At 41.9% G+C, this 15,567-nt stretch carries 15 protein-coding genes and 1 tRNA gene; 7 read left to right on the forward strand and 9 right to left on the reverse strand.

Annotated elements, in window-relative coordinates; all coding sequences use genetic code 11:
- Positions 1 to 311 precede the first annotated feature (311 nt).
- Entirely contained in the window at positions 312 to 1,589 is a 1,278-nt protein-coding gene (gene ahcY / locus U2718_RS29555; protein WP_342001022.1) for an adenosylhomocysteinase, read from the forward strand.
- Positions 1,590 to 2,372: 783 nt separating this feature from the next.
- Here the strand turns inward: ahcY and U2718_RS29560 are convergent.
- The 4 genes from U2718_RS29560 to U2718_RS29575 form a co-directional block, all read right to left on the reverse strand.
- Positions 2,373 to 2,678, reverse strand: coding sequence for a chaperone modulator CbpM (locus U2718_RS29560; protein WP_342001024.1), 306 nt, complete (start codon positions 2,676 to 2,678; stop codon positions 2,373 to 2,375).
- Entirely contained in the window at positions 2,675 to 3,667 is a 993-nt protein-coding gene (locus tag U2718_RS29565) for a J domain-containing protein (RefSeq protein ID WP_342001025.1), read from the reverse strand. The genes U2718_RS29560 and U2718_RS29565 overlap by 4 nt, the downstream gene beginning before the upstream one ends.
- A gap of 281 nt (positions 3,668 to 3,948) precedes the next feature.
- A complete protein-coding gene (gene dnaK, locus U2718_RS29570; RefSeq protein ID WP_342001027.1) occupies positions 3,949 to 5,844 on the reverse strand; it encodes a molecular chaperone DnaK in 1,896 nt (631 codons plus the stop codon).
- Positions 5,845 to 6,013: 169 nt separating this feature from the next.
- Positions 6,014 to 6,595 (reverse strand): Hsp20/alpha crystallin family protein, encoded by a 582-nt coding sequence (locus tag U2718_RS29575; RefSeq protein WP_342001028.1) that lies wholly within the window; start codon positions 6,593 to 6,595, stop codon positions 6,014 to 6,016.
- A 227-nt stretch (positions 6,596 to 6,822) separates the two neighbouring features.
- On the opposite strand from U2718_RS29575, the gene U2718_RS29580 reads away from it, so the two are divergent.
- The gene (locus tag U2718_RS29580; RefSeq protein WP_342001030.1) at positions 6,823 to 7,017 is read left to right on the forward strand and encodes a DUF2795 domain-containing protein; all 195 of its coding nucleotides are present in this window, start codon (positions 6,823 to 6,825) and stop codon (positions 7,015 to 7,017) included.
- A 164-nt stretch (positions 7,018 to 7,181) separates the two neighbouring features.
- On the opposite strand, the gene moaC is transcribed toward U2718_RS29580, so the two are convergent.
- Complete coding sequence (moaC, locus tag U2718_RS29585) at positions 7,182 to 7,682, reverse strand: cyclic pyranopterin monophosphate synthase MoaC (RefSeq protein ID WP_342001031.1); 501 nt, start codon at positions 7,680 to 7,682, stop codon at positions 7,182 to 7,184.
- A 40-nt stretch (positions 7,683 to 7,722) separates the two neighbouring features.
- On the opposite strand from moaC, the gene U2718_RS29590 reads away from it, so the two are divergent.
- Positions 7,723 to 7,796, forward strand: a tRNA-Arg gene (locus U2718_RS29590).
- A 45-nt stretch (positions 7,797 to 7,841) separates the two neighbouring features.
- Here the strand turns inward: U2718_RS29590 and U2718_RS29595 are convergent.
- Entirely contained in the window at positions 7,842 to 9,074 is a 1,233-nt protein-coding gene (locus U2718_RS29595; RefSeq protein ID WP_342001033.1) for an MFS transporter, read from the reverse strand.
- 388 nt (positions 9,075 to 9,462) lie between these two features.
- On the opposite strand from U2718_RS29595, the gene U2718_RS29600 reads away from it, so the two are divergent.
- Entirely contained in the window at positions 9,463 to 9,723 is a 261-nt protein-coding gene (locus U2718_RS29600; protein ID WP_342001035.1) for a hypothetical protein, read from the forward strand.
- Between the two features lie 69 nt (positions 9,724 to 9,792).
- On the forward strand, positions 9,793 to 9,948 hold the full coding sequence (locus U2718_RS29605) for an HNH endonuclease (RefSeq protein WP_342001037.1): 156 nt from the start codon (positions 9,793 to 9,795) through the stop codon (positions 9,946 to 9,948).
- Between the two features lie 99 nt (positions 9,949 to 10,047).
- Here U2718_RS29605 and U2718_RS29610 read toward each other — a convergent pair whose 3' ends face one another.
- Complete coding sequence (locus tag U2718_RS29610; RefSeq protein ID WP_342001039.1) at positions 10,048 to 10,191, reverse strand: hypothetical protein; 144 nt, start codon at positions 10,189 to 10,191, stop codon at positions 10,048 to 10,050.
- 103 nt (positions 10,192 to 10,294) lie between these two features.
- Here U2718_RS29610 and U2718_RS29615 point away from each other — a divergent pair, with 103 nt between their 5' ends.
- On the forward strand, positions 10,295 to 10,669 hold the full coding sequence (locus U2718_RS29615; RefSeq protein ID WP_342001040.1) for a zinc ribbon domain-containing protein: 375 nt from the start codon (positions 10,295 to 10,297) through the stop codon (positions 10,667 to 10,669).
- A 54-nt stretch (positions 10,670 to 10,723) separates the two neighbouring features.
- Here the strand turns inward: U2718_RS29615 and nblS are convergent, their stop codons facing one another.
- Together nblS and purD are read right to left on the reverse strand one after the other, a co-directional pair.
- On the reverse strand, positions 10,724 to 12,688 hold the full coding sequence (gene nblS / locus U2718_RS29620) for a two-component system sensor histidine kinase NblS (protein WP_342001042.1): 1,965 nt from the start codon (positions 12,686 to 12,688) through the stop codon (positions 10,724 to 10,726).
- A 526-nt stretch (positions 12,689 to 13,214) separates the two neighbouring features.
- Positions 13,215 to 14,501 carry a phosphoribosylamine--glycine ligase gene (gene purD / locus U2718_RS29625; RefSeq protein ID WP_342001044.1) on the reverse strand — a complete coding sequence of 429 codons (1,287 nt, stop codon included), beginning with the start codon at positions 14,499 to 14,501 and terminating at the stop codon, positions 13,215 to 13,217.
- Positions 14,502 to 15,224: 723 nt separating this feature from the next.
- On the opposite strand from purD, the gene U2718_RS29630 reads away from it, so the two are divergent.
- On the forward strand, positions 15,225 to 15,425 hold the full coding sequence (locus U2718_RS29630) for a hypothetical protein (RefSeq protein ID WP_342001045.1): 201 nt from the start codon (positions 15,225 to 15,227) through the stop codon (positions 15,423 to 15,425).
- Positions 15,426 to 15,567 lie beyond the last annotated feature (142 nt).

The following is a 15,567-nucleotide window of genomic DNA, read 5'->3' on the forward strand; positions in this document are numbered from 1 at the left end:
ATTGTACCTGTCCATAGTCAAGTGTCTGTTGGTCTTGACTTTAGAAAAAGTTATTAAATTTTTCTAAATCATCAAGATTATCAAGCAATTTTTGTAGGGTGGGTACTACCTAACTTTCCTCAAACCCTTATTTTGACGTTGGTAATAGTACACACTTTACGGTTCGCTAATAATCCAGTCTCTTCCCTCTACCTTAAAGATGAATTTTAAGAAAGAAGCTTAAATCTTAGCTGAGTTTGCCAGTCTTAGAATAATCTAGTAGAGTGCGTAAGCATTTACGCTAATTTTTTACTTTTTTGAGGAACTATTTGATGACTGCAACATCTCCCCGATTAAAGCACGAGGTTAAAGACCTCGCCCTAGCTCCCTTGGGAAGACAGCGCATTGAATGGGCTGGACGCGAGATGCCTGTTTTGCGGCAAATTCGCGATCGCTTTGCTCAAGAAAAACCCTTTGCGGGTATTCGTCTTGTTGCTTGCTGTCATGTCACAACAGAAACAGCAAATCTAGCAATTGCTCTCAAAGCTGGTGGCGCAGACGCCGTATTAATTGCCAGCAATCCCCTTTCCACTCAAGATGACGTAGCTGCTTGTCTCGTTACCGATTATGAAATTCCCGTCTTTGCCATCAAAGGTGAAGATAACGAAACTTACAGCCGCCACGTCCAAATCGCTCTAGATCACCGTCCCAACATTATTATTGATGACGGTTGTGATGTGGTTGCTACCCTAGTCAAAGAACGCCAGCAGCAACTCGCTGATATCATCGGCACCACCGAAGAAACCACCACGGGAATTGTTCGGCTACGTGCCATGTTCAAAGATGGTGTTCTCACCTTCCCGGCTATTAACGTCAACGACGCTGATACCAAGCACTTTTTTGACAACCGCTACGGTACAGGACAATCTACACTCGACGGGATTATCCGCGCTACAAATATCCTACTGGCTGGCAAAACCGTTGTGGTTGTAGGTTACGGTTGGTGTGGTAAAGGTACTGCCCTGCGTGCACGGGGACTTGGTGCTAATGTAATTGTCACCGAAATTGACCCCATCAAAGCAATTGAAGCAGTGATGGATGGTTTCCGCGTCCTACCAATGGCAGAAGCCGCACCATTAGGTGATTTATTTATCACAGTTACTGGTAACAAGCACGTAATTCGCGGCGAACACTTCGACGTGATGAAAGACGGTGCAATTGTTTGTAATTCCGGTCACTTTGATATCGAAATTGACCTTGTTGCTCTAGGTGATAAAGCTAAGGAAGTAAAAACAGTACGTCCTTTTACTGAAGAATATCGCCTAAAAAATGGTAAATCAGTTGTAGTTCTTGGCGAAGGGCGCTTAATTAACCTTGCTGCTGCTGAAGGACATCCTAGTGCAGTGATGGATATGAGCTTTGCTAACCAGGCCCTTGGTTGCGAATACCTAATCAAGAATAAGGGTAAATTGGAACCCGGTATTCATGCAATTCCTACAGAAGTAGATCAAGAAATTGCACGCTTGAAATTGCAGGCAATGGGAATTAAAGTTGACACCCTGACGCCAGAGCAAATCGAGTACATGAACTCTTGGACTTCTGGCACCTAATCTTTACCGAGAATTTAATTACGGCAATAGGATAAAAGCTTAAGCTAGAACTAGGTTTTCTAAGGCTATTGCCTTGGGATAGGTTAATCGCCTATCCCTTTTTCTATTTGATTACATTTAGTCTGATCAGGCGAATAAATTTATAGTAATTCAATTATTTTGAAGATATAACTTGGTAGGGGTTTGAGGTTTGTATTTGTGCGAACTAAAATCATAAACTGCACACTGGGAAATGGCTAATTTCAATTCATCAATGATATAGCAGCATATTAGCCATATTTACACTTAGAAATGATTCATAAACTAAACCTCAAATTGTAGAGTTTTTAAGCATTGTTTGAATGTACTGTATTTATTGGTGTGTTACTATACTTATTTCAAAACTTTGTTCATAGTGATAAAAATAGTTTTGCTTGGGAATACTGAAAATCAGGCTTTAAGATACTCAATCAAAGCAATTTTGGAACATTTGTGACTCAAGAGAGATAAATTGGCTATTTTAATATATAGTATGCATACCTTCATAACATCACAGCTATAGGACTCAGATTTGATTTTTGAAAAACACGTAGGGTGTTTTGTCGCGAAGCATAACGCACCGTTTTCAAGGGTTGGGTGCGAGACTAAAGTCATAACACACTTAATTTATTCAGTAATCAAATCGGATTCCCATATCAAATTATTACTAAAATTTATAGGGGAAAATTGGAATGTTTTTCCACTCCTGGTGAGGGAACTCAGTTTGTAATTCAAATTCCCATCCGCTAACCAGCCTCTTAGCCTTTAAGATGAGCGTGAGCGATAAGCTTGCAATTGGGCGCGCAGTTGGGCAATTTCTTCAGCCATATCTAATACCATTGCAGCTCCCACTAAATTGAGTCCTAAATCGCGACGCAGACGTAAAATTTGACTAATCCGAGCAATATCGCGCGATCGCAACATCGAGTTAATCGGTGAAATCAATCCCAGTGTGGCAAAGCGTTCTACCAGTGCAGTTGATGTTTGTGTAATTAAAGCCGCATATTCAAAAGTGTAAAGGCGATCGCCCTCTTCGGAGATAACCACCCGTGATAGCCCAGCTGAATTCATAATTTCACCTCTTGTAAAGCTGCACGCGGTTCGAAAGTGCTACTGTCGCGAATTTTTTCATAGCACTCGCGTTCCACCGGACTTAAATCTTTGGGAGATACAATCTGTAGTTTGACAATTAAATCAGTGTGTCCGTCTTTGGGCTGTTTCCATCCTTTACCCCGTAACCGCAAAGATTGCCCAGAACGCACACCCCCAGGAATTTTCATTGTGACACTACCATCGGGCGTAGGTACTTTAATTTCCGCTCCCAAAACGGCTTCATCCGGTCGAATGGGAATTTCACAAGTGATATTATCGCCTTCAAATCGAAAGAATGGATGGGGCAAAACTTCAATTGTTAAATATAAATCTCCTCGTTGTTGAGAAAATGGACTAGGACGTCCTTTACCCCTGATGCGAAGGCGACTTCCAGGTTTTGCACCGCCTGGAATGCGCACAGTAACCGTTTCCCCATCGATTTGCAGCCGCTTCTGCGTGCCGTGAAACGCTTCAGAAAAACTGAGGGCGATCGCTGCTTCTGTATCCGGAGCAGGTGCTTCAGTGGCAACATTTTCATAAAAATCGCCAAACCCAGGTTGAGCGCCTGTATAAGTACGATAACTATAAGTTTTACCACCTCCACCCACACCACCAAAACGACCTAGCAGATCATTGATAAAATCATCAAAGTTACCGTATTGATCGAAATCAAAGCCACCAACATCTACTCTTGTACCCCGACTGCGTGGTGCTGCTCCAGTTGTCACCGCTTGCTGCCAATATTGTCCAAAAGCATCGTATTTTTGGCGTTTTTCTGGATCGGAAAGTACTTCGTTAGCTTCATTAATTTCTTTGAAGCGTTCCTCTGCTTCTTTATTTCCAGGGTTGATATCGGGGTGATACTTACGTGCCAGCTTGCGGTAGGCTTTCTTAATTTCCTCCGGTGTAGCATTTTTGCTCACCCCTAGAATTTGGTAATAGTCCTTGAAGTCGCTTGCAGCCGGCATAGCTGTTTCATTGCTAAGTGGAAAACCTGACTTCAGTTTAATTAAGGGATTGCCAGGGGAAATCTGTCGTCAGTATGGCATTAGTGCTCTGAAGGCAGAAGGCACAGGAGCCACTACGCTCTTAAAGATTTCCTCCTTAATACAATTGGCGTAACAGATTAAATTTGAAAACACTCTGCGTTCTTTGCGCTGACTCTGTGTTCCTCTGCGTTTAAATTAAAAGCCGAAATTATACCTATTAAGTAGCGTACACGCTCATCACTACGTGCTAATATCTGGGTTCACCCCACAAAATCGGCATCAATTACATCTTTACCGTCGTCACGCGTACCAGTAGTACCAGTAGTACCGGTAGTTCCAGTTGTACCACCACCAGCTTGGGCATAAATAGCGCTACCGATTTGCATCATTGCCTGTTGCAAGTCTTGAGTTAGCGATCGCATCCGATCATAATTTTCTTGATTGATCACTTCACGCAAATCTTTAATTAGCGCTTCTGCCCGACTTCTATCATTTGCAGGAACTCTCTCAGCCAAGTCTCGCAATTGTTTTTCGGCTTGATATGCCAAGGAGTCGGCATTATTCTTAGTATCAATTTGTTCACGGCGTCTTTTATCTTCTTCGGCGTGAACTTCCGCATCCTGTACCATGCGCTCTACATCCCGCTTATCGAGCGTAGAAGCGCCAGTAATTGAAATTGATTGTTCTTTACCCGTTGCCTTATCTTTGGCAGTGACAGAGAGAATACCGTTAGCGTCGATATCAAAGGTAACTTCGATTTGCGGTATACTTCTAGGAGCAGGGGGAATACCATCCAAGCGGAAATTTCCCAAGCTCTTGTTATAGCTTGCCATTTCTCGCTCGCCTTGCAAGACGTGAACTTCGACATTCGTCTGCCCATCAGCGGCGGTAGAGAAGATTTCTGATTTCTTGACAGGAATGGTTGTATTGCGGTTGATAATTTTAGTCATCACACCGCCGAGAGTTTCCACACCCAAAGACAGAGGTGTAACATCCAATAGGAGAATGTCTTTGACTTCCCCAGCCAGAACACCAGCTTGAATAGCCGCTCCTACTGCAACCACTTCGTCGGGATTGACACCCTGATGAGGTTCTTTACCCGTCATGCGCCCCACTAGCTGTTGAACGGCAGGCATCCGGGTAGAACCACCCACTAATATGACTTCATCGATATCTGCATTACTCATTTTGGCATCACCGAGAGCTTGCTCCACAGGGATGCGGCAGCGATCCAACAAATCCCCACACATTTCTTCAAATTTTGCCCGTGTCAAGGTTGTGTCAATGTGTTTCGGCCCTTCATGAGTGGCGGTGATAAATGGCAGGTTAATATTAGTTTGAGTGGCGCTAGAAAGTTCAATTTTGGCTTTGTCAGCTGCTTCGGTGAGCCGTTGTAGTGCTTGCCTGTCTTTACGCAAGTCTACGCCTTCGTGGCGCTGAAATTCGTTAGCAATCCAATCTACAATCTTTTTATCAAAGTCATCACCACCCAAGTGAGTATCGCCACTGGTAGCTCTGACTTCAAAAACACCTTCACCCACATCTAAAATGGAAACATCGAAGGTTCCGCCACCAAGATCAAAAACGAGAATGGTTTCGTTAGTCTTTTTGTCTAAACCGTAGGCTAAAGCTGCCGCAGTCGGCTCGTTAATAATCCGGAGCACTTCTAAACCCGCTATTTTGCCAGCGTCTTTGGTGGCTTGGCGTTGGGAGTCGTTAAAGTAGGCGGGGACGGTAATAACAGCTTGAGTTACTCTTTCTCCCAGATATTTGCTAGCATCGTCTGCTAACTTGCGCAGTATTTGAGCGGAAACTTCTTCCGGAGCAAATTGTGTGCGTGCCGCGGGACAATCAAGCTTCACGTTACCATTACTGTCGCGCAGGACTTTGTAAGAAACTTCGGTTAGTTCTCTGGTAACTTCATCATACTTGCGGCCGATAAAGCGTTTGACCGAGTAAAAAGTATTTTCTGGGTTCATGACTGCTTGGCGTCGGGCAATTTGACCAACCAAACGGTCACCTGTTTTCGTATAAGCTACAACAGAAGGAGTAACGCGTTGTCCTTCAGCATTGGGAATGACAACGGGTTGCCCACCTTCCATAACAGCAACACAAGAGTTTGTTGTTCCTAAATCAATTCCAACTACTTTTGCCATAATGCTCAACTCCTATCATTTTGAGCAAGCAAAAATAGGACTGACAGCACAATTTTTTGTAGAGATTGTCCCATCAATCCTGCTTTGAATTTTTCTGGTACCACTACTAGTTTAACTAGCAGAAATAACAGCTAGATATAGACTTCAGCAATTACAAAATTTAATTAAATTAACTGGTTGGAGATTGTAATTTTTGACCAGATTGTGATTGCTGCTCAGATTGTAATTGCTGTTGAGTTTGTCTGTCATATTCTCCAGCGATCGCCTGAGTTTGTTGCCCGCCGAGGTTAACAGTTACAACTTTATTTTTTTCTTCCTCAGCTTTAGGCATTATTAGGCATAAAACGCCATTCTTAAATTCTGCTTGCACCTGATCGTTTTGAATTCTAGTTGGTAAAGGAATTATCCGTTGAAATCTGCCATAGCGAAATTCCGAACGTCTCACTCCCTTTTGCTCACTACTAGTTTCAGATTTACGTTCTCCACTGATAGAAACAGCTTCAGCTGTAACTTTCACATCTAAGTCTTTTGCTTCCATACCAGGAAGTTCAACTCGCAGTTCTATATTGTTGGAGTTTTCATGCATTTCTGCTGCTGGTATAAAAGCATAGCCAGTCATTTCGCCACTCTCGCCGCTAGTAGTCATCATGCGATCAAACAGGCGATTCATTTCACGTTGCAAACCAGATATTTCTCGAAAAGGATCCCAACGTTCCATTTCTCGGAAGGGATCCCAACGCGATAGTGTCATATTTCTACCCTCCGATATCTATCGAATGCAAGATTTACAAACCTCTTGCTTCAACTTCAACCTATCAAAGGCATAAATTCTCCTCATCAGCCGAACGGATGAGCTTTGCTTTAAATAATTAAAACTGCTGAATCTTTCTACCTAATCTATTTGACAGAGGACACAAATCTATCTGGTTGTAAATATGGAAATGACTTTTCAAGATGGAAGGTTAGAGGTAAGTAAAAATGGCTAAAGTAAACCCGATTCAACTACAAAAACACTTGAAAGGTGTTGATTATCCAGCTAATAAACAACAGTTGATTGAGCGCGCAAAACAACAAGGTGCCGATGAAAACGCTATCTCTGTCTTACAGCAGATACCCGATCAGGAGTATCAAACTCCAACTGATGTTAGTGAAGCTGTAGGTAATATTGAATAAGTTTAAGTGAGGGCAGCATCAATTCAGGGATTTCTCGTGCTGGCTGTTAGTAGATAGTGGTTAACTACTAACTACCAACTACTGTACGGGCGGGTTTTGTTGATAATCTTGCCGTTTAAACTGATAATTTATCTTCTAAACCTGCCCCTACTAACTACCAACTATCAACGTAAATAATCTCCTGATTTCCCTCCGCTTTTACTGATTAATTGAATCGATTCTATTTGAATCGACTTTTCTAAAGCTTTTGCCATATCGTATAGGGTAAGAGCCGCAACAGAAACAGCAGTTAAAGCTTCCATTTCTACACCAGTTTCAGCTTTTGTTTTGACTGTAGCTTGAATTTGATAACCAGGTAGCTGGGCATCGGGTGTTAAAAGCACTTCTACTTTTTGCAGCGGCAAGGGATGGCATAGAGGAATTAAATTAGCCGTTTGTTTAGCTGCCATAATTCCCGCTAGTCTTGCCGTTCCCAACACGTCGCCTTTGGGAGCATTGCCTGCTTGGATGGCTGCAAAGGTTTCTGGTAACATCCGCACTTTAGCAGCAGCTACAGCTTGGCGAACTGTAGGTGCTTTTTCAGAAACATCCACCATTTGAGCTTGTCCCTCACGATCTAAGTGTGTGAGATTGGCAGATAAAAAGTGAGAATTTTCTTGTGTCATTTGCTAATGTTATGTTAGTATAGATTCTCGTGACAGATAAGGGCGTGTAGCTCAGTGGACTAGAGCACGTGGCTACGGACCACGGTGTCGGGGGTTCGAATCCCTCCTCGCCCGCTGATTATACAGACGCACAATTGGCGTCTGTTGTATTTTCTATACTTATATTTTGTTTAAGGCGTAAGCATCTTGAGTGCGACCGAAGGCGAAGCGTATTGAGGCACCTAAATCTTTGCTGGACTTAGTAACAAAGATGATGATGCCAAGTGCAGTTAAACCAGCAGTGATACCGAACATATGACGGTAGCCGACTTGTTCGGCAAAGGAACCAAGAATCGGCCCGGCGATCGCTATTCCCAAATCAAATCCAGCTATGCAAACAGCAAAAATTCGCCCTCTTTCTTGAGGAAATGAACGGTCTGCCATCATAGTAGAAATCATGGGAATTAGCGTACCACCTCCTGCACCTTCAATCAAGGCAGCTACTAAAAAAGTAGTGCTATCGTTTGCTAGCCACATCAGTGCCATTGACACAGAGTACAAAATTAAGCCAATGGTGACAAACAATCCTCGACCAAAGCGATCGCTGGCACGACCAATAAATACTCTGCTACTAAAACTTGAAACTGCTGCAACTGTATAAAACAACCCAGCATTCAACTCGACTTGAGTAGATTTGATGAATAAGGGCGCAAACGTATGCAAAGTTCCTACTGCCAAACCAACTACTAACATGACTAAAGCTGGTATTCTTACCCTTGGACTGATTAATATACGCCAAAAATTAGTATCTTGAGTTTCGGTTGCTTGCTGCGTTTGAACTGGTGGATTCACAATCGGCACAACACATAACGCCCCCAACCCACCCAATACCGCAGCTAAGAAAAAAACAGCAGTATAATCAACCATAGATTGTATATAACCGCCTAAAGCAGGCCCAATCGCTAAACCAATCGGATTTACCAGACTCATGTAACCAATGATTTCACCACGATGCTTGGGAGGTGCTAAGTCTGCTATGAGTGCCATGTAGCCAGTGGCAAAGGCAGCGATACTGATGCCATGAAAAGCACGCAGCACCATTAATAGAGGAATGGATGTGACTAGTTCGTAACCAATAGGAGCGATCGCTTCTACTAAAATACCAATCAGTAATACAAGTTTACGACTGTGTTTATCCGCTAATTGCCCTAGCCACGGGCGGAATACTAACATTCCTATTGCAAAACTGCCCATGACTATCCCTATTTGTTGCTTGCTTGCACCAACATCTTGCAAATAGAGCGGCAAGGTAGGCAACAAAGAAGATAAACTAGACCAGAATAATAAACCTGCTGCAAATAAAATCAGCAGGTTTCGCTGTAATTGGGTATCAAATGTACGAAATACTTTCACAGCGGATGCCAGTTAATTTTGATGTTTTCTGAGCAGCACAACCAAACCAAGAAATGGATTTCTTGGCTGATAGTTCAAGTCTACTCAAGCAGATTGCTTATTTTTGTCAACCTTTATGAGTGACTGTGTGATTATTAGCCTGAACTTTTGTTGAGAAAAATATATCTAACTTTTATTGTTACATTACTTAACAACATTTGACTACCATTTTGTAGAGGAGGCAGTTTGGCGAATAGCATTAGCAACTAAACATACCAACCCCATCTGCGTAAGTTGCAAACCTAATCTTTGGCATACAAATGACATAAATTTAGCACATTTGAATACAGTCAATTTATTCAAAATAAGTTGGCCAAATTAGAGCAGTAAAATTATCAGCAGGAGGAATATGCTAACGAATACACATACTCAGACAACTAAAGTTTACGACGAAATCATTGACTTTATTGCTAGTGGAACTACCCCCCAAAGTGTAGTTAATTTTAAAATTTCAGAAGCGGCACAAGAGCGTTTAGAGGATCTAGTTTACCGCCACAAAATGGGAGAACTGACTTCAGAGGACAAGAAAGAATTAGACCATTTCCTCACTTTAGAGTATATTATGACGCTAGCAAAAGCACGAGCTTATAAGTACATTAACACTAAGTAAGGATTTAAAGCGTCTCGTTCATACATTAGTTTAGAGCTAAGGCGTTTAGTTGCTGAACGTGCTGATTTTATGTGTGAGTACTGTCTCATCTTGGAAACAGACAGAGCATCTAGATTTCAAGCTGACCATATTATTAGCGTTAAACATGGAGGGCTGACAACAGAGGATAATTTTTGCTGCTATGCCTGTATTTTTGTAATCTTCAAATCTTCAAAAAGGTACTGATTTAGGCTCAATTAATTGGCGAACGGGAGAACTTGTACGCTTTTTCAATCCTCGTAGAGACTTTTGGGGAGAACACTTTCAACTAGATGAGGCTGTGATTCAACCACTGACAGATATTGGAGAAGTGACGGCATGAATTCTAAATTTTAATAACGATGAACGAGTGGTTGAACGACAAGCTTTGATAGCAGCGCTGAGATATCCCTCTGCATCAGCGTTACGACGTATGACATCCAATAGCATCTGAGAACCTTTTTACCGAGCATTAGAACTCCATCATGAGTTTTTTACCCATTCTTCTAGTAAATAGCTAAAATCATAATGTTCATTTCTTGACATCTAGGCTGTGGACACTGCTACTTGCCCTCGCTGTCATCAAAAAGTTAGCCCGCAGGCTATCACTTGCCCCTATTGTCGTACTCAACTAAAAGCTTACGGGCATCCTGGTATTCCTCTGCACCGGGCTGGCAAAGACGAATATCTTTGTGACAGTTGTACCTATCATGCCGACGACAGTTGTAATTTTCCTCAGCGCCCCTATGCTAAAGAGTGTACGCTGTATCAAAATATAGAACAGAGCAAGTTCGATTTGCAGCAGATTCGTGAAGCGAAAAGCTTTAATACATCTGTAAAAAATTGGATCAGACGTAATCAGACTTTAGTTCTGCTACTCGCTTTATTATTAGTGTGTTTACTGATTACTTTGTTGAATTTCAGTTAACAGTTATCAATCATACTGATTAATCTGATAACTGATAACTGATCCTTTCAATCTTCAACTTGCGGAAATAGTGTGTGTTTCTGTAACAGTCTCCACAACTGTTGGTTGTTCCGGTACAGTTATTTCTTCTTCAAAAACTGCTAAATCAAACCAAAAAGTTGTACCTACCCCAACCTCACTCACTAAATGGACTTTACTGTGATGTTTGTCTTCAATAATATTTCTGACAATTGATAGTCCTAAACCAGTGCCTTCTAGAGTGTGAACACGATTTTCTACCCGGAAAAAGCGATCAAAAATAGCTTTTTGATCTTCTGGGGCAATGCCAATACCTGTATCGGCAATTTCTACACGAACACGATAGGGGCGATCGCTTTTGTGGGAATGCGATGTCAGCCCATAGGCACGGATGGCGACTTTGCCTCCTGCTTTAGTAAATTTAAGGGCATTACCAACCAAATTAGCTAAAACTTGCAGCAATAAGTCGTAATGACCTACTATTAGAGGTAATTTGGGTTCTACTTCCTGAATGATTTCAATACCCTTATCTTTAGCATTAAGTTGGTAAGTTCGCAAAGTCTGTTCAATTGCTTGTCCTAAATCTACTGCATCTAAGTTGTAGCGCCGTCCAGATTCTAGTCTGGACAAATCTAAAACATCGTTTACCAAACGAGCCAGGCGATCAGTTTCGTGATTGACAGTTGCTAAGAATTCCTGCCTTTGATCTACACTGAGTTCTTCGCCGTAGTCGTGCAAAGTCTCAATAAAAGATTTGATGTTAAATAAGGGTGTTCGCAGTTCGTGAGAAACATTGCTAATAAATTGGCTTTTTGCCTCGTTTAACTCTACTTCACGGGTAATATCTTGTACTGTAATGGCAATGCCTTTAACATTTTCCCTTTGCTGATCGAGTACTGTTGTCAAGAGAATGCGGATTGTGCGATGAATTCCTTGGATGAGGTGAATACGAAACTCCGCACTTTCACAATCTCCTGCTGCCATTTGGTACAAAGGACGGGTGATTTCGGCTTGTACCGCTGATGGCAAATGGTGCAAAACATTCTCACCAACTACATCAACTCCTTCCCAGCTAAAAATTCGCCGTGCCGTTGGATTGACTAAAATCACCTGCATATCATTGTCAATTAAAACTGCTCCATCAGCAATTGTAGAAACCAAAGTTTCCAACTTAGCTTTTTCGGCAGTCAACTCTTCTATATTTTGTTCTTCATAGCGCTCTAAACGCTCTGCCATTTCGTTAAAGCTGAAAATTAATTCTTTGAGTTCTCCTCCAAATGGCAAGTCAATGCGCTGCTTAAAATTCCCCGCAGCAATTTGCTTAACCCCTAGCAACAGTTCTTTAATAGGCTTGGTAATTGTCAAAGCGTTAATTACCCCTCCTAAAATCACCATTACCCAAATCGAGATAAACACAGCAATAGTGACATCACGAGTGAAATTTGTAGAAATCACCGCAGCTGGATTGGGGTTGATACCGATCGCCAAAACCCCCAGATACTTTTTATCAACCGTGAGAGGCACAAATACATCGGTGACTACACCATCTGGAGACATATGTTGCCGCACCATCGGCTTCTCGGCATCACTAGCGTAATCATCTGGCAGTTGTATGCGCCGTTCTATCGTCAGGGAAGTTTCAACTTCTGGTTCCCAAAAGGGAATACCGAAATATATTTTCCCAGTTTCATCAGCATAGAGCATATAACGGACGCTCGAAGTGCTGCTGTAGAAGCGTTGGGAAAATTGTGCCACCTCAGTCAAATTATGATCCGCAATCAGTGGGGCAACATTGGCTGCAAGTAGCAGTCCCAGGTCACGACCGAAGCGAGTATCATTCAGACGTGCATCCTGCTGAATTGTATTTACTGCCCAGAAAGTCAGTCCACTCATCACCAATGATACCACCAAAGTTACGGCAGCCAAAAGCTTGGTCTGGAGGGTAAACTCTGACCACCAATTAGCGATCGCTTCTCGGATTGTTTTTAAAGGAGCCAGCATTTTAATAAAAGGTTGTTATAGCGGTAGTCGTTGGCATCAAGTACGACTTTGTTGAAGTAGGTAAAGTTAAAGTATATAGTGTACAATTTACCAAACACCCGCCCCAAAGATAAGTTAAAGCGCAGAAGCTGTAAGATTTTCATTCACTAGTTGCCAACATCGTTTGTTTACTCCGAATCAAGGAATGATATTAACTAATCTAGGCAATTAAATAGCCAATTTAGCATTAATCCAAATTTAAGGATTGAAATCACCCCGTTAAGGGAACAAGGAGAAAGAGGACACGGGGAGGTGGAAACGCGGGGATAAGGGGACAAATAGACAAGCAACCTATTAACCACTAACTACTAACCACTGTACGGGCGGGTTTAGAAGATAAATTATCTATTTCAATCGTTCATATAATCAGCAAAACCCGCACGGCAGTCGCTGCAACGCGCTTAACCCGACGCCAGGTGCTACAAGTCCGCAGAGCCGCAAGGGCGCACTAGCTCCGCAACGCGCTGCCTCCCCTACTAACTAACCACTAACTATTTCTCAATGCCTTGACTCGATGCCCAATATCTCTTCGGTAATAAATTCCCTCAAAATGAATGCGCTCAATTCCTGCGTAGGCTTGGGCTAAAGCTTGTTCAAAATTTTCTCCTGTTCCTGTAATATTTAGCACCCTACCACCATTTGTGACCAACTGTTGTCTATCTAACTTGGTACCCGCATGAAATACAGTGGCTCCTGAGGATTCAGCTTCTGAAATTCCTGTAATTACCATACCATTTTCATAAACTCCAGGGTAACCTCCTGAAGCAGCAACAACAGTGGCAGCTGCACCTGATTTCCAGGCAATAGGTGGCATTGCTGCTAATCGCTGTTCTACGCAGGCAAGCAGCAACTCTTCTAAAGGAGTTTCCAACAACGGCAGAATTACCTGTGTTTCTGGATCGCCAAACCGACAGTTAAATTCCAGAACTTTAAAATTGCCATCCGGAGTAATCATCAATCCGGCATAAAGTACGCCTCGATAGTCAATGTTCTTTTTTCTTAAAGCCGCGATCGCTTTTTCTAGTACATCTTTTTGCACACGTTCCATCAATTCTGGAGTGGCGATCGGTGCCGGAGCATAAGCTCCCATGCCTCCAGTATTTTCTCCCGTGTCGCCTTCACCGATACGCTTATGATCTTGAGCTGGTAATAGTGCTCGAATTGTTAACCCATCAGTTAAGGCGAGAACAGAAACTTCTTGCCCACTCAAACATTCTTCAATGACGACAAAATTCCCAGCCTTGCCAAATTGTCCCCTAAAAATAGCCTCGATTGCGGCGATCGCTTCATCCACTGTTTGTGCAACTGTCACACCCTTGCCTGCTGCTAAACCATCAGCCTTGACGACAATAGGTGCTCCATGTTCTTTTACATAGGATTTTGCCGCTGTCGCTTGCGTAAATACCGCAGCATGAGCAGTAGGAATTTTTGCTTCCTGCATCAGAGTTTTAGCCCACGTTTTACTTGCCTCAATTTGCGCTCCTGCCTTAGTTGGACCAAAAACCTTAAAACCACTATTTTGGAGATAATCTGAAATTCCTTGAGCTAGAGGCACTTCCGGCCCTACTACAACCAGAGAAATTCCTTCTTGTTTAGCAAATTGGCTTATTCGTTCAAAGTCATCTGCTGCTAACGACAAGTTTCGACAACTTGGCATACTTGCTGTGCCGCCATTGCCTGGCACACATATAACTTGCTCAATTTGCTTTGATTGCAATAGCTTCCAAGCAAGGGCGTGTTCCCGCCCTCCGTTACCTACAACTAAAACTTTCACGCTTTTTCCTCGTGCGTCCCTTGCAAGTGAGAATGCCCTATGGCTACTCGTCGTCCAGAATTTTGACTAATTTTACTGCTATTGTGGAATTGATTGGCTATTTACTGGCAAAGTAGTATCAGACATACTCAGAATTTATACACATTTTCCGATTCGTGGAGCAACTTTACCAAGAATAATTATTGTTCTGCTGGACATAATGGAAGACATGATTCATTAATCCTGCTTGTTAAAACAGTAAGAAAAACTAATCATTGTTTCATCTTCAATGTCGTGTGCATAAAATCTATAAGAGTTTAACTACTATACTAATTGAAAAATAAAATGATTTTAAATTTTTATCTAGTACCTGCTAGCTAAAATATAGTTACAAACTTGAGGTCTAGCCAAGAATAACGTAGTTATGTATGTTTTACTACTTTTGAGTATTGAATTCTGTATACTACGCAAATTGGGCTTGACATTTTCTTGACATCTTAAAGTTAATTATGCAAAAGATAAAATTAACTGTATTATCAAGGTAAAAAGCTACTAACTGCTAATTTCTCTCCTACTTGACTTTTAACCAAAATCATTAAATTTTTATAAAAGAGTCAGTTTTTTTTATCATTTTCCGTATGTTTGCGATATTGTATATAGAAATTTGCTAGAGATAGCGGATATCTCAAGCTTGCAGAGTTTATCTTAGCCTTAAACACCTTTGATCAAGCCCCCTTTTGATCTATGGGTTTGTTAGATAAAGTACAAATGCAGGAAAAAACACAAATAAGATTTTGCAAGTCATCCCCAAAACACCATATATTTTTTGATGAGCAACTTCATCAGAAGACAGAAGTTCAAATACATATGGCAAAAGGTTTTACAGAGTTTTTAGTAAGCTTTTTGCCTGCTGGCTCATTAGGTTATAAGCCCCTAATTTATTAATGGAGAAAACAAAAGATATGTGCTGAGATTGTGAATATGAGGTACTAGACGTCCTTAGGTTTAGACCCTCAAATTTCTTTGTGTTTGTTTATGAGGAGTTTAAAACCCAACCGGAGCGCTTGTTGCAAGTTTAGGTTGGGGT

Source organism: Chlorogloeopsis sp. ULAP02 (genome assembly GCF_038404745.2).
In the GTDB taxonomy this organism is placed as follows: domain Bacteria; phylum Cyanobacteriota; class Cyanobacteriia; order Cyanobacteriales; family Nostocaceae; genus Chlorogloeopsis.

Excerpts from the sequence above, each read along its gene's own strand:
- ahcY (WP_342001022.1), top strand. The coding sequence starts at position 312 with ATGACTGCAACATCTCCCCGATTAAAGCACGAGGTTAAAGACCTCGCC.
- U2718_RS29560 (WP_342001024.1), bottom strand. The coding sequence starts at position 2,678 with ATGAATTCAGCTGGGCTATCACGGGTGGTTATCTCCGAAGAGGGCGAT.
- U2718_RS29565 (WP_342001025.1), bottom strand. The coding sequence starts at position 3,667 with ATGCCGGCTGCAAGCGACTTCAAGGACTATTACCAAATTCTAGGGGTG.
- dnaK (WP_342001027.1), bottom strand. The coding sequence starts at position 5,844 with ATGGCAAAAGTAGTTGGAATTGATTTAGGAACAACAAACTCTTGTGTT.
- U2718_RS29575 (WP_342001028.1), bottom strand. The coding sequence starts at position 6,595 with ATGACACTATCGCGTTGGGATCCCTTCCGAGAAATGGAACGTTGGGAT.
- U2718_RS29580 (WP_342001030.1), top strand. The coding sequence starts at position 6,823 with ATGGCTAAAGTAAACCCGATTCAACTACAAAAACACTTGAAAGGTGTT.
- moaC (WP_342001031.1), bottom strand. The coding sequence starts at position 7,682 with ATGACACAAGAAAATTCTCACTTTTTATCTGCCAATCTCACACACTTA.
- U2718_RS29600 (WP_342001035.1), top strand. The coding sequence starts at position 9,463 with ATGCTAACGAATACACATACTCAGACAACTAAAGTTTACGACGAAATC.
- U2718_RS29605 (WP_342001037.1), top strand. The coding sequence starts at position 9,793 with ATGTGTGAGTACTGTCTCATCTTGGAAACAGACAGAGCATCTAGATTT.
- U2718_RS29610 (WP_342001039.1), bottom strand. The coding sequence starts at position 10,191 with ATGCTATTGGATGTCATACGTCGTAACGCTGATGCAGAGGGATATCTC.
- nblS (WP_342001042.1), bottom strand. The coding sequence starts at position 12,688 with ATGCTGGCTCCTTTAAAAACAATCCGAGAAGCGATCGCTAATTGGTGG.
- U2718_RS29630 (WP_342001045.1), top strand. The coding sequence starts at position 15,225 with ATGGGTTTGTTAGATAAAGTACAAATGCAGGAAAAAACACAAATAAGA.